This is a genomic window from Metapseudomonas otitidis (assembly GCF_011397855.1).
Lineage (GTDB): Bacteria > Pseudomonadota > Gammaproteobacteria > Pseudomonadales > Pseudomonadaceae > Metapseudomonas > Metapseudomonas otitidis.
In genome coordinates this window covers 4004495-4017940 of sequence record NZ_AP022642.1, presented here as the reverse complement: position 1 = coordinate 4017940, position 13446 = coordinate 4004495, and the positions used below count along the sequence as shown (strand labels likewise).

General features: G+C 64.1%; 15 protein-coding genes. 10 read left to right on the top strand and 5 right to left on the bottom strand.

From position 1 onward, the window contains the following. Positions 1–20: 20 nt before the first annotated feature. Genes PotMrB4_RS18455 through nudC form a run of 3 tightly spaced genes read left to right on the top strand, consistent with a single transcriptional unit; the run spans position 21 to position 3387 of the window. On the top strand, positions 21–833 hold the full coding sequence (locus PotMrB4_RS18455) for a crotonase/enoyl-CoA hydratase family protein (RefSeq protein ID WP_172434160.1): 813 nt from the start codon (positions 21–23) through the stop codon (positions 831–833). Positions 834–872: 39 nt separating this feature from the next. Then, on the top strand, positions 873–2552 hold the full coding sequence (locus tag PotMrB4_RS18450) for a ferrous iron transporter B (protein WP_172434159.1): 1680 nt from the start codon (positions 873–875) through the stop codon (positions 2550–2552). Between the two features lies 1 nt (position 2553). Further along, complete coding sequence (nudC, locus tag PotMrB4_RS18445; RefSeq protein WP_142007942.1) at positions 2554–3387, top strand: NAD(+) diphosphatase; 834 nt, start codon at positions 2554–2556, stop codon at positions 3385–3387. On the opposite strand, the gene PotMrB4_RS18440 is transcribed toward nudC, so the two are convergent. Beyond that, on the bottom strand, positions 3364–4140 hold the full coding sequence (locus tag PotMrB4_RS18440; protein ID WP_044408273.1) for a TSUP family transporter: 777 nt from the start codon (positions 4138–4140) through the stop codon (positions 3364–3366). The two genes, nudC and PotMrB4_RS18440, sit on opposite strands and share 24 nt — an antisense overlap. Positions 4141–4239: 99 nt before the next feature. Here PotMrB4_RS18440 and PotMrB4_RS18435 point away from each other — a divergent pair, with 99 nt between their 5' ends. The 3 genes from PotMrB4_RS18435 (at position 4240) to PotMrB4_RS18425 (ending at position 7797) form a co-directional block, all read left to right on the top strand. Beyond that, positions 4240–4890 carry a hypothetical protein gene (locus PotMrB4_RS18435; RefSeq protein ID WP_074968185.1) on the top strand — a complete coding sequence of 217 codons (651 nt, stop codon included), beginning with the start codon at positions 4240–4242 and terminating at the stop codon, positions 4888–4890. 136 nt (positions 4891–5026) lie between these two features. Further along, positions 5027–6370, top strand: coding sequence for a glutamine synthetase family protein (locus PotMrB4_RS18430; RefSeq protein ID WP_142016188.1), 1344 nt, complete (start codon positions 5027–5029; stop codon positions 6368–6370). A 116-nt stretch (positions 6371–6486) separates the two neighbouring features. Next, positions 6487–7797 (top strand): MFS transporter, encoded by a 1311-nt coding sequence (locus tag PotMrB4_RS18425; RefSeq protein ID WP_107329977.1) that lies wholly within the window; start codon positions 6487–6489, stop codon positions 7795–7797. Positions 7798–7816: 19 nt separating this feature from the next. Here PotMrB4_RS18425 and PotMrB4_RS18420 read toward each other — a convergent pair whose 3' ends face one another. From PotMrB4_RS18420 to flgA, 4 genes are all read right to left on the bottom strand, one after another. After that, the gene (locus PotMrB4_RS18420) at positions 7817–8566 is read right to left on the bottom strand and encodes a flagellar brake protein (protein ID WP_172434158.1); all 750 of its coding nucleotides are present in this window, start codon (positions 8564–8566) and stop codon (positions 7817–7819) included. A gap of 83 nt (positions 8567–8649) precedes the next feature. Continuing rightward, a complete protein-coding gene (locus PotMrB4_RS18415; RefSeq protein ID WP_044408259.1) occupies positions 8650–9117 on the bottom strand; it encodes a flagella synthesis protein FlgN in 468 nt (155 codons plus the stop codon). Positions 9118–9166: 49 nt separating this feature from the next. After that, positions 9167–9502 (bottom strand): flagellar biosynthesis anti-sigma factor FlgM, encoded by a 336-nt coding sequence (gene flgM, locus PotMrB4_RS18410; RefSeq protein WP_044408256.1) that lies wholly within the window; start codon positions 9500–9502, stop codon positions 9167–9169. 156 nt (positions 9503–9658) lie between these two features. Next, positions 9659–10420, bottom strand: a complete 762-nt coding sequence (gene flgA / locus PotMrB4_RS18405) for a flagellar basal body P-ring formation chaperone FlgA (RefSeq protein ID WP_172435115.1) — start codon at positions 10418–10420, stop codon at positions 9659–9661. Positions 10421–10500: 80 nt separating this feature from the next. On the opposite strand from flgA, the gene PotMrB4_RS18400 reads away from it, so the two are divergent. From PotMrB4_RS18400 to flgC, 4 genes are all read left to right on the top strand, one after another. Further along, entirely contained in the window at positions 10501–11433 is a 933-nt protein-coding gene (locus PotMrB4_RS18400) for a chemotaxis protein CheV (RefSeq protein WP_044408250.1), read from the top strand. Positions 11434–11477: 44 nt separating this feature from the next. After that, positions 11478–12305, top strand: a complete 828-nt coding sequence (gene cheR / locus PotMrB4_RS18395; protein WP_044408248.1) for a protein-glutamate O-methyltransferase CheR — start codon at positions 11478–11480, stop codon at positions 12303–12305. A 266-nt stretch (positions 12306–12571) separates the two neighbouring features. Continuing rightward, complete coding sequence (gene flgB, locus PotMrB4_RS18390) at positions 12572–12979, top strand: flagellar basal body rod protein FlgB (protein ID WP_172434157.1); 408 nt, start codon at positions 12572–12574, stop codon at positions 12977–12979. A gap of 11 nt (positions 12980–12990) precedes the next feature. Further along, positions 12991–13443, top strand: coding sequence for a flagellar basal body rod protein FlgC (gene flgC, locus PotMrB4_RS18385; protein WP_074968172.1), 453 nt, complete (start codon positions 12991–12993; stop codon positions 13441–13443). Positions 13444–13446 lie beyond the last annotated feature (3 nt).

Here is a 13446-nt window from a genome sequence, read left to right as displayed (position 1 = left end):
AACTGGCGAGGATAATTTTCGTGCCCGACTACAAAGCCTTTCGCGTTGAGCTGACGGACAAGATCGCCCACGTGGAGATCAACCGCCCCGAGAAGATCAACGCGATGAACGCCGATTTCTGGGCCGAGATCGTCGAGATCTTCCGCTGGATCGATGAAACGGACGAGGTCCGGGCCGTAATCCTCAGTGGTGCCGGCAAGCACTTCTCCTCCGGCATCGACCTGATGCTGCTGGCATCCGTCGGCGCCCAGCTGGGCAAGGACGTGGGCCGCAATGCCCTGGTGCTGCGGCGCAAGATCCTCGAGCTGCAAGCCTCCTTCAATGCCGTCGACCTCTGCAGCAAGCCGGTGATCGCTGCGATCCAGGGCTATTGCCTGGGCGGGGCGATCGACCTGGTGTCCGCCTGCGACATGCGCTATTCCACCGTCGATGCCCAGTTCTCCATCAAGGAGATCGACATCGGCATGGCTGCTGACGTCGGTACCCTGCAGCGCCTGCCGCACATCATCGGTGACGGCATGATGCGCGAACTGGCCTACACCGGCCGCACCCTAGACGGTGAGGAAGCGCGCAGCATCGGCCTGGTCAATCGCACCTACGCCGACCGCGACGCACTTATGGAAGGCGTCTTCGCCCTGGCGCGGGACATCGCCGCCAAGTCGCCGGTGGCGATCCGCGGCACCAAGGAAATGATCCGCTACATGCGTGACCACCGCGTGGACGATGGCCTTGAGTACATCGCCACCTGGAACGCCGCCATGCTCCAGTCCAACGACCTGCGTGTGGCCATGGCCGCCCACATGAACAAACAGAAACCGGAATTCGCCGACTGATGCCGTACCAGTATTTCGCGCGGGAGGCGCGCTAGACCCATGGTCACCGGAGCCACTTCCCTCAGCCTGGTGCGCGACGAGCTGTTCGCCACGATCGAGCAGGCCGAACAGAGCCTCGAACAGTTCATTGTCGACCGCCACAACGGCAGCCTGCTGCAACAGGCGGTTGAAAGCCTGCAGCAGGTGCGCGGCACCCTCAACCTCATCGAACTGACCGGCGCCGAGCTGCTGGCGCAGGAGATCCTCCAGCAGGCCACCGACATCCCGGCCGGCGTGGGGGAGGAGCGTGACAACCAGTTGGCCGCCCTGAGCAATGCGCTCTACGTGCTGCGCCGCTACCTGGAAAACGTCGATGCCCACCGGCAGGAAATGCCCGAGCTGCTGCTGCCGGCGATCAACGAGTTGCGCCAGTCCGCCGGGCAACAGCCGCTGCCGGAGAGCTTCTTCTTCAGCGTGCGCCTGGACCAGGCTCGCGTGCCGTCCGCCTCCAGCCTGCCTGAGGTCAGCGCCCAGTACCTGATGGCGCGGCGTTTGCGGCAGATGTACCAGGTGGGCCTGCTGGGCTTCATCCGCGAGCAGAGCCCCCAGCCCAGCCTGAAGCTCATGGGCCGTGCATTGGCGCGCCTGGACAGCCTCTATGCCATCGACCCGCGTGCGCGCCTGTGCTGGATCGGCGCTGCGGCGCTGGAGGCGATGGTGGACGGGCAGTTGATCGCGCGTAAGTCGCGCAAGCAGCTGTTCGCCCGCATCGACCGTGAACTCAAGCAGCTGCTGGCCAACGAGCACTACGAAGCGCCGCGCAGCCTGCAGAAGGAGCTGCTCTACCTGGTGGCCCTGGCGGATAGCCAGGGCCCGCGTGCCACCGAGGTCCGCAGCGTGTTCGGGATGACGGCGATGCCGTTCACCGACCACCTGCTGGAAGAGGAATACCAGCGCCTGGCCGGCCCCGGCCAGGCCGTCATGCGCTCGCTGTCCTCGGCGATCCGCGAGGAGCTGGCCAGCGTGAAGGACGTGCTCGACCTGATCGAGCGCGGCACCGCCCAGTCCGAAAGCCTCGGCAGCCTGCACGCCCTGCTGGGCAAGCTGGCCAAGACCCTCGGCATGGTTGGCCTGACCTCCGCCGCCAATGCGCTGCATGCGCAGCTGCCTGCCGTTGGCAGCTGGGCCGAAGGCGAAGCGGTATCGCCGGAGTTGCTCAACCGGCTCGCCGACGCCGTGTTGTATGTCGAGAGCATGGTGGCGGACCTGGAACGCGGCGAGCGCCGTGATACCCGCCAGGCGGCCACCCCGGTGATGACCGAGGCGGAGTCCTTCGCCCAGCACCAACTGACCGAGGCGCGCATCGTGGTCATCGACGAGGCCCAGGGCGGTCTGGCGATGGCCAAGCGCGCCATCACTGCTTACCTCGAGTCCAACGGCGACAAGCTGCACCTGGCCAACGTGCCCAGCACCTTGCAGGCCGTGCGCGGCGGCCTGTGGTTCCTCGGGCAGGAGCGTGCCGGCAACCTGGTGGGCGCTTGTGGTGAGTTCATCCAGAAGCAGATGCTGGAGGCCGCGCAGATGCCCTCCGAGCAGATGCTGGAGACCCTGGCCGACGCCCTGACCAGCCTCGAGTACTACCTCGAAGGCGGTGCGGTGCTGCGCCCGGATGCCCAGCCCGATGTGCTCGACCTGGCTGCTGACAGCGTGCGGGCCCTGGGCCTGCAGGTGGCGGCCTGAGATGGCCGATCCGCGCTGGCGTTCGAGCTTCCTGGATGCGGCCCGGCCGGGTGGCTGGGCGCTGGCGCACTGCCGTCAGTCTTTCCTGGCGGACGGCAATGGTGTGCTGTTCCCTCGTGACTGGCTGAAGCGCCAGGACCTGCCCATCCTCGCCGAGCATGGCATCGGTCACTTCGGTGATGACGAAGTCTTTCTCCTCGAACTGGCGCGCCCCGCCGACGTACCCGGCGCAGCCTGGGTCGGCCTGCGCCAACTGATGATGCAAGGTGATGCCGAGACCTTCCGCATGCTGGGTTTTGCCACCCAGATCGGGACCTGGGCCGACCACCACCGCTTCTGTGGCAGCTGCGGCGCACGCATGGTCCAGGTGGCCAGCGAGCGAGCGATGCACTGCGAAAGCTGCGGTGTGCACCACTACCCGCGCCTGTCCCCCAGCATGATCGTGTTGGTGACCCGTGGTGATGAGTTGCTGCTGGCGCGCTCGCCGCGCTTTGTCAGCGGCGTCTACAGCACGCTGGCGGGCTTCGTCGAACCTGGCGAGACGGTGGAGGAGTGCGTGGCCCGCGAAGTGCGCGAGGAGGTTGGGGTCGAGATCGGCGAGCCTCGCTACATTGCCAGCCAGAACTGGCCGTTCCCGCACTCGTTGATGCTGGGCTACCACGCCGAATACCGCTCCGGTGAGATCGTCCCTCAACCGGGCGAAATCGAGGATGCGCGCTGGTTCTCCATCCATGCGCTGCCGCCACTGCCGGCCAGCAAGTCCATTGCCCGCTACCTCATCGACCTCTACGTGGCGCGCCGCCTGGGCTTGTCAGAACCAGTGCTGCCAGGCTAGCCGCGCAGTCAGCGCCAGTACCACGCAGATAAACACCGGGCGGATCAGCTTCGCCCCGCCGCTGATGGCGGTGCGGGCGCCGAAGAAGGCGCCGGCCATCAGCGCCAGCCCCATGCAGATACCCAATACCCACGCCACCTGGCCGCCGATGATGAACACCGCCAGCGCCACGCCGTTGCTGACGAAGTTCATGGTGCGCGCCACGCCGCTGGCCCGCACCAGGTCGAGTGGGTAGAGCAGCAGGCTGCTCACGGTCCAGAAGGCCCCTGTGCCGGGGCCGGCAACACCGTCGTAGAAGCCCAGGCCCAGCCCCTGGGGCCATTGCCGGCCACGGGGAATGGCCGCGTCGGCAGCGTGCTGCACGTCGGGGGTACGACCGAACAACAGGTACAGGCCACAGCCGAACACCACGGCCGGCAGCATCTGGTTGAGCCAATGCGCCGGCAGCCAGTGGGCGATGATCGCGCCAAGGGCGGCACCCACCGCAGTGGCCAGCAGGGCATTCTTCCAGCGGCTCGGCTCGAACAGCTTGCGTCGGTAGAAGGTGTAGCTGGCGGTAGCGGAGCCGAAGGTGGCGCAGAGCTTGTTGGTGCCCAGCACCAGGTGTGGCGGCAGACCGGCTGTGAGCAGCGCCGGAATGGTCAACAGGCCGCCACCGCCCGCGATGGCGTCGATGAAACCGGCCAGGAACGCGACGCCGGCGAGCACCAGCAGAGTGGCCGGATCAACCGCGAGTTCGATGGGGAAGGGCATAAATGCTCGATCTGTGGCGGACTGCGCAGCGCGGCAACTGGTCGCTGCGTCGGGAGGTGCGCATAATGCCGGCTCTTTTGTGGAGAAGGAAAGGGTTCCATGCAGTATGACGGCCTGGCCTGGGGCATTGCCCTGCTGGCCCTGCTCGCGGTCGTGGTGGCCGCACGCATCCTCTTCGACCGCAGCTGGTTCCTCGGCTGGCTACGCGGCACCGTGGGCCTTGCCTTCGTCGCCTTGGCCGCCCTGGTTGGGACGGTTGCCTGGGACCTGACCCGCTACGACCACCTGGACGCCAGCAAGCCCATCGTGACGCTCAGCTTCAAGGCGCTCGGGCCCCAGCGCTACGAGGTGATGCTGCTGGAGGGCGGTCGCGAGCGCAGCGTGCTGCTGGACGGCGACCTGTGGCAACTGGATGCCCGGCTGCTGCACCTGAAGGGGTTGGCGCGCCTGATCGGCCTGCAGTCCGGCTACCGCCTGGAGAAGCTGTCGGGGCGTTTCCTCGCCATCGAGGACCAGCAGCTGGCGCAACACCCCGAGGCGACACTGGCCAGCAGCCCTTACGGCATCGACCTGTGGCGCTGGCTGCGGGTGGGACAGCATGACCTCTTCCTGTTCGACGCCCAGGCGCAGCGCGTCACCTTCCTGCCGATGGCGGATGGGGCGGTCTACGCGGTCAACCTGTCCCCTACGGGGCTTCTGGCACAGCCGATGAACCAGGCAGCCACCCAGGCGCTCAAGGACTGGCGCTGACCTCGCCGCAGCCTCCGTGCATCACCGAGCCCCCGCATCTGCGGGGGTTTTCATATGTGCTTGAAATATTGAACAGGTGATGAGTATTTTGTTCGCGCCGCTATTCGCAGCGGTCCATGTCTACAAGGAAAACAACATGAACACGGGAATCCCGGCCGAGCTGGCAGAGCGCCTGGCTGGAGTCGATGAGATCGAGTGCGTGACGCCTGACCTGAATGGTGTGATGCGGGGCAAGGTGATGACCGGCGAGGGCTTTCTCTCCGGGCGGCGTCTGCAGCTGGCGCGTGGCGTGCTGCTGCAGTGCATCATGGGCGGCTATCCGCCGGCACGCTTCTACGGCAGTGACGATGGTGACCTGGCCCTGGTGCCCGACCCTGGACAGGTCCATCGCCTGCCTTGGAGTGACAGCCCGCGTGCCCTGGCGATCTGCGATGCCCAGGAGCTGGATGGCCGCGCGTCGGGCCTGTCCACCCGTGGCTTGCTGCGCCGTGTACTGGATCGCTATGCCGAGCGCGGCTGGTCGCCGGTGGTGGCCACCGAGCTGGAGTTCTTCGTGTTCGCGCCCAATCCCGATCCCCACCAGCCGTTCCAGCCACCGGTTGGGCTGGATGGTCGCCGCGAGGACGGTTGTTCGGCGTTCAGCGTGAGCTCCAACAGCGGCCTGCGTCCCTTCTTCGAAGAGGTCTACCGCTGCATGGCGCTGCTGGGGATGCCGCGTGACACCTTCATGCACGAGATGGGGGTCAGCCAGTTCGAGATCAATCTCCTGCATGGCGATGCGATGCTGCTGGCCGACCAGACCTTCCTGTTTAAGCACCTGCTGAAGGAGGTCGCCCTGAAACATGGGTTGACTGTGGTGTGCATGGCTAAGCCGCTGGCGCATACGCCGGGCAGCTCGATGCACATCCACCAGAGCGTGGTGTCCAGTGCGGATGGGCGGAACATCTTTTCCGAGGCGAATGGCGATCCGTCGCCGGCGTTCTATCACTTCATCGGGGGGCAGCAGGCGGCGATGGCGGAGTTCACCGCCCTGTTCGCGCCCAACGTGAACTCCTACCAGCGCTTGTGCCACCCCTACGCGTCGCCGAACAATGCGTGCTGGTCCCACGACAACCGTGCCGCCGGGCTGCGTATCCCGGCCAGTGCGCCCGTTGCGCGGCGGGTGGAGAATCGCTTGCCGGGTGCGGACACCAACCCCTACCTGGCGATTGCCGCCAGCCTGGCGGCGGGGCTTCATGGACTGGAGCAGGGGATCGAGCCGAGCCCGCCGATCCAGGGAGAGTTCGAGGTGGCGGATTCTCTTTCGTTGCCCTGTACCTTGCATGCGGCCCTGGAGCGTCTGAAGCGCAGCGACCTGGCACGGGAACTGTTCGGAGAGGAGTTCATCGAAGGCTACATCGCCACCAAGACGATGGAGCTTGCGAGCTTCTTCGATCAGATCACACCCTGGGAGCGTCGTGTTCTGGCAGCCCAGGCCTGATTCGGCAATGTAGAGTTCCAACGTTCGACGGCCTTTCTGCCAGGCCCTAGCATTACCCCTCATCGCGGGCCGCACTCAAGCGGCCCGCCCTTGCTCAAGGAGCGCATGGAAAGCCGATGGGTCGAGTCCTGAAGTCCTTCCGGGCCCTGTATTTCGCAACGTTGCTCATGCTGATCGGCTCCGGCCTGCTCAGTACCTACCTCGGCCTGCGCCTGGCGGCGGACAAGGTCGATGGCCTGTGGGTCGGTGCGCTGATGGCGGCCAACTACCTGGGTCTCATCATCGGCGGCAAGCTGGGACACCGGCTGATCGCCCGGGTCGGGCACATCCGTGCGTATGTCGCCTGCGCGGGGCTGGTGACGGCCGCCGTGCTGGGGCACGGCCTGCTGAGCTGGGTGCCTGGCTGGCTGTTCCTGCGGATGCTGGTCGGTCTGGGGATGATGTGCCAGTACATGGTGATCGAGAGCTGGTTGACGGAGCAGGCAGAGCCTGGCCAGCGCGGCAAGGTGTTCGCCGGCTACATGGTGGCCTCCTACCTCGGCCTGGTGCTGGGTCAACTGGTGCTGGTGCTGCACCCCGGCCTTGGCCCGGAGCTGCTGATGCTGGTGGCGATGTGCTTTGCGCTGTGCCTGGTGCCGGTGGCGGTGACCCGCAAGATCCACCCGGCGCCTCTGCATCCGGCGCCGCTGGAACCACGCTTCTTCATACGGCGGGTGCCGCAGTCGATGACCACGGTGCTGGTATCGGGCCTGATGCTGGGTTCGTTCTATGGTCTGGCGCCCCTCTACGCCACGCGACAGGGATTGACCACTGAGCAGGTCGGTCTCTTCATGGGCTGCTGCATCCTTGCGGGCTTGCTTGTGCAATGGCCTTTGGGCTGGCTGTCGGACCGTAACGACCGCGCCATGCTGATCCGTAGTGCGTCGGTGCTGCTGGTGCTGGCGGCCCTGCCGCTGGCGCTGATGCCCAGCGTGCCGATGGAGATGCTGTTCCCCATGGGGTTCCTGGTCTGCATGCTGCAATTCACGCTCTACCCGCTGGCGGTGGCCTTCTCCAATGACCACATCGAGGCGGAGCGCCGGGTGTCGCTGACGGCGATGTTGCTGATCACCTTCGGGGTAGGCGCGAGCATCGGCCCGCTGCTGACCGGCGCGTTGATGAAGCAGCTGGGGCCGAACATGTTCTATGCGTTCGTCAGTGTCTGCGCGTTGATCCTGGTGGTGCGTGTGCGCCCGGACAAGGTCACCGGCCTGCACCGGGTGGACGAGGCTCCGTTGCAGCACGTGGCAACACCGGAAGTCAGCTCGCCGCTGGTGGCCGCGCTTGATCCTCGCGTGGATGAGCAGGTGGTGCAGGAACAGATGACTGGGGAGGCCTTCACGCCGCCCCCAGTTCCCGAAGAGCCGGAAGCGCCCCGCCCGAGCTGAAGGCTCGGGCGAGGGGCGACTAGAACAGGTCGTCCTTGTCGAAGCGCCGGGCTTCGCGTTGGAGCTGGTAGACGAAACGCTCCACGAGGCGTTGCTCGGGGCCGTTCATGCGGTAGAAGCGAACGCCCGCCAGGGTGATGTTCAGCTTGTCGTTGTAGCTGAGGTGGCGTAGCTCAACAGGGGTGAGCAAGGTGCCGAATGGCAGGCGAGCGCTGAAGCGCTCGTAGACCTGGCCTGTCTGCAGCTGTTGGGTGGCGTCACCGGCGAAGCGCAACTTGCAGCCGGTGGCGGAAATATCCAGCATCTCGCCGTTGATCCCAGCGGGCAGTCGGTCTCCGGCCAGCTCGATGGGGACGGGTTGCCCCTTCAGCAAAGGCGCGCGGAAGGCGTTGCGGCGTTGGTGGTAAGTGACTTCTTCCGGCAGGGGGCACCAGTAGCAGGGGGCTCCCTGATGCTCGCCTACCTGGACGGGCTGGCGGCATTCCCAGGCGATTCTGACGCCATCATGGAAGCCTTCCACGCGAAAGTACTCCCCCGCACGAATGAATCGTTCGCCGTCGTTGGGAACCATCTCGTCAAGGGCGATGCGTTTGCGATCCTTGTCGACGTCCACCAGAAAGCTTTGGAAGCGCTGGCTGCGCTCATTGAAGGTAACGACCAAGGGGTCATGGCTTTGCAGCAGGAGGCGAAGATTGGCCTGGATCTCCACAGGTGCCTTCAACACCTTGGGGGGTTGTGGGCCATCATCTTCGTTGAATGCGTTGGACACGGTCCAGGTCTCTCCAAACACATGGGGCTCGGGGCGCCAGCATACTGGCAATGTGCCCCGATGTCCTGGCGCTTCTTATTGTTTCAGGCCTGGCTGAGCGGGCGCTGTCGCGGGATTTTAGCGGCGCCCCCCCGGCTGTCATAGAGGCTGGGGGTTTCCTGGCCGCGGAGGATGGCCAGGGTGTTGTCGACACTGGTCTGGCTGGCGCGAATCAGGCGGCCGTTGCGCAGGTTGCCCGCCTGGCACTGTTCAAGTACATCGCTCAGCGTTGCACTGCGTGCCAGCAGGTCGGCACCCACCGGGGAGCGTTCGGCCAGGGCGGCCAGTCCGGCGCGATCGACACTCAGTCCGAGCGCCTGCAACGCGTCGGCGCGAAGGCGGCCGTGCTGGTCGAGGAGGGCGAGCAGGGGTTGCTTGTCCGAAAGGATCTGCTCAAGTTGCGGCAGGTCACGTTCGGTCAGTGCCTTGAATTCGTTATCGATCAGCTCAAGCAGGCGCTGTGCGTGGTCGATATCGTGGTTGAGCAGGTCGAGCAGTTCGGTGTCGTGCATTTCGGGCTCTGGGGATCGGGCGTCCAACATCCCCAGCGCTGCCCTTGGACTAGCGCTGGGATTCGAAGTCGAGCAACTTGCTCGCCACACGCTGGCTGTCTACCTGGTAGGTGCCGTTGGCGATGGCTTGCTTGATCTTGTCGACCCGCTCCCGGTCGACGGTGGGCAGGTCGCGCAGCTTGTCGGTGACCTTCTGCAGTTGCTGGGCATCGCTGCTCAGTTGCACGTTTTCACCGCTACGGGGGGACGTGGCAGCCGGCTCGCTGGTGGTCTGGCTGGCGCTGGTCTGGTTGGCGGTAACGCCTTCGTTCTTGCCGGCGTTGCCGGTACGTCCCGCGCTGGCGGGCGTGTTGGCATTATTGAGCCGGTTGAAGTCGATGACCATGATGCAGAACCTCTGGGTGTTATGGACGCTTACCGACCTTATCGACCAAGCCCAAACTAACTTTAGGGCAACTTCCGAAAAAATTCCCGGGTGCGGTGTGGCGCTGGAAAAACGGCACTCTACACGAATTGACTACGTGCCATACAAGAGTCGTGCCTACATGGCGACTTCCACTTGCCCAGGGCCGGTTACGCGGGCTTTGACCACGCGTTTGGAGTTGAGGTTGCGTACGCGTATCTGGTCACCTATGGCCCCTGCGGAAAGTGCCTCGCCCGGCATCTTGACCTGGATGGTGGAACTTCCGGCACTGATTACCACCTGATCACCCTTGTGGACTACCTCGGCCATTTCAACGTGGGTCGGCGTCAGGATCTGATCGACCAGGACGGGGCGTGTGAGCTTGTAGCCTTCCGCTTGGGAAGGCGCCGTAAGGTAGCCCTGGGAGAGCAGCCCCACATCACGCTCGACCAGGTTGTAATCACGGGAGGACAGTTCTTCCCCTTTGCGCATCGGGCGCGCTGCGACTATTACATTGCGGAACAGCCGAACCTGGGCAGGGACGAAGACCGACCAAGGGGTGCTGCCCTCGCAGCGAACCTTGACCGTCACCCGTCCGACCGGCTGTGCCGGGCTCTCCAGGCTGACCGTCAAATCCCTGTCGCAAGTGGCGAGGCGCAGGCGTGGGTCCAATCGGCTCACCTGGATCTCGTAGCGTCCCTCGATGCCGCTATTCTGGAGATATTCCTCTACCTTGAACTCAAGAAACCCTTCGGTGGAGCCGATAAGTACTTCGGGCGGCGTGAGTCCATCTGCCTGTGCGCCGTTGTGGCTCAGGCAGAACAAAACGGGTAAAAAGGCCCATGACCGGTGGCGGCGATGTGCTATCAAGTGTCGGAAAAGCGTCGTTATCGGATTCATGCAATTCAAAAAAGCAAGGCTCGTGCCGCCTGCTAATCTATGGCGAAGCGTCCTGAAGCTCAAAAGGGGAGAGTCCTGGCATGGCCGGTGTATTGGATTCGGTTAACCAGCGTACGCAACTGGTGGGGCAGAACCGCCTGGAGTTGCTGTTGTTCCGGCTGGATGGACCCCAGCTCTACGGGATCAACGTGTTCAAGGTGAAGGAGGTGCTCCAGTGCCCCAAGCTCACCATCATGCCCAAGTCCAGCCCGGTGGTTCGGGGCGTGGCGAATATCCGCGGGGGGACCATCCCCATCCTCGACCTGTCCATGGCGACGGGGCGCAGGCCGCTGAGTGATCTCAAGAACAGCTTCGTGATCATCACGGAGTACAACAGCAAGGTTCAGGGGTTCCTGGTGCGCTCGGTGGAGCGCATCATCAACATGAACTGGGAAGAAATCCATCCGCCACCCAAGGGCACCGGGCGTGAGCACTACCTGACCGCGGTCACGCGCGTCGACAAGAACCTGGTCGAGATCATCGACGTGGAGAAAATCCTCGCCGAAGTCGCGCCGACGTCGGAGGTCATCTCCGAAGGCGTCATCGATCACGAGACCCAGGCCAGCGCCGTTACCAAGCGCGTGCTGATCGTCGATGACTCGTCCGTGGCGCGCAAGCAGCTGGTCCGCTGCCTGGAGACGGTCGGGGTGGAGGTGGTCTCGTTGAACGATGGCCGCCAGGCGTACAACTACCTGCATGACCTGGTCGAGCAGGGCAAGGCGCCGGAGAAAGAACTCCTGATGATCATTTCCGACATCGAGATGCCGGAGATGGACGGCTACACCCTGACGGCGGAGATCCGTGGCGATCCGAGAATGCAGAAGCTGCACATCCTCCTGCATACTTCGCTCTCCGGCGTATTCAACCAGGCGATGGTGAAGAAAGTTGGCGCGGATGACTTCCTCGCCAAGTTCCGACCTGACGAGCTGGCTTCGAGGGTGATCGAGCGGATCAGGATTGCGGACGGGGCGTGAGGGGGATTCCTTCCCCAGGTACAGATATGAATGAGGCGGCCCTAGTGTCTTCAGGTAACTTGGATTTCGAGCAGTTCCGGACTTTCCTGGAAAAAACCTGCGGCATATTGCTGGGAAGCAATAAGCAGTACCTGGTTTCCAGCCGTCTGAACAAGCTGATGGAACAGAACGGCATCAAGACGCTGAGCGAACTGGTTCAGAAGATCCAGAACGCCCCGCGCAGCGGCCTGCGAGAGCAGGTCGTGGATGCGATGACCACCAACGAAACGCTCTGGTTCCGGGATACCTACCCCTTCGAAGTGCTCAAGGGTCGCATCCTGCCCGAGCTGATCAAGGCCAACCCGAACCAGCCCCTGCGGATCTGGTCGGCGGCTAGCTCCTCCGGGCAGGAGCCGTTCTCCATCTCCATGGCCATCGACGAGTTCGAGCGGACCAACCTGGGCCAGCTCAAGGCCGGTGTGCGCATCGTCGCCACCGACCTGTCCACGGCGATGCTCGCGGCCTGCCGTGCTGGCGAATACGACAGCCTGGCGATGGGGCGTGGCTTGTCCCAGGAGCGGCTCACCCGCTTCTTCGACCCGAAAGGGCCGGGACGCTGGGTGGTCAAGCCGGCGATTCGCAATCGCGTGGAATTCCGTGCCCTGAACCTGCTGGACAGCTACGCCTCCCTCGGCAAGTTCGACATCGTGTTCTGCCGCAACGTGCTGATCTACTTCTCCGCCGATGTGAAGAAGGACATCCTCACCCGCATCCACGCGACCCTGAAACCCGGTGGTTACCTGTTCCTCGGGGCCTCCGAGGCGCTGAACGGCCTGCCGGACCTTTACCAGATGGTCCAGTGCAACCCGGGCATCATCTACAAGGTGAAGTGACCGGTGGTGATCCTGAAAGGAGGCGCAAGCCTCCTTTTTTGTGCCTGCCATTCGGTCGTGCCGCCTTTTGCCGCTGGGCGGCAATCGCCTCTGCCGCCTTGCCACCCTGACCTTTGCAAAGCGGCAAGCCCTTACCGCTGATCTCCGTTCTGTCGTCCTGAATTCATCTCAACCCTTTGTTTTAAAAGGATTTTAAAAATTGGCACAGCCCTTGCTGAATGTCCGGCAGACAAACCGTCATTGCCGCACGGCAAAGGTTGGAAGAGATGAGCATCAGTTTCGAAAGCGCCCTTGGCATCCACGAGTCGGCCCTGCGGTTCCGCACCCAGCGTGCCGAAGTGCTGGCCAACAACATCGCCAACGCCGACACGCCCAACTACAAGGCGCGTGACCTGGACTTCTCCTCCGTGCTCGCCGAGCAGGCGGAGAAGGCTTCCAAGGGCACCTTCCAGGCCACGCTGACCAACGCGCGCCATATCGCGGCCGAAGGCACCGGCATGCTGGATGAGTCCCTCAAGTACCGCACCCCGTTCCAGCCTTCGATCGACCAGAACACCGTCGACCTGCAGCAGGAACAGTCCAGCTACACCGAGAACTCCGTGCAGTTCCAGGCCAGCTTCACCCTGCTCAACAGCAAGTTCAAAGGGCTCGTCAACGCGCTGCGTGGCGAGTAAGGAGAGCGACCATGTCCCTGTCCAGCGTCTTCAACATTGCCGGCACCGGCATGAGTGCCCAGAGCACCCGGCTGAACACCGTCTCCAGCAACATCGCCAACGCCGAGACCGTGTCCTCCAGCATCGACAAGACCTACCGCGCCCGCCACCCGGTGTTCGCCACCATGTACCAGAGCCAGCTCAACGGCCAGGGCAACGACCAGGGCTCCCTGTTCGCCCCCGAAGACGAGTCTGGTCGCGGCGTCCAGGTGCTGGGCGTGGTCGAAGACCAGAGCGCGCTGGTGCCGCGCTACGAGCCGAACCATCCCGCCGCCAACGCGGACGGCTACGTGTACTACCCCAACGTCAACGTGGTCGAGGAAATGGCGGACATGATCTCCGCCAGCCGAGCCTTCCAGACCAACGTCGAAATGATGAACACCGCCAAGCAGATGATGCAGCGCGTGCTGACCCTGGGTCAGTGAGTG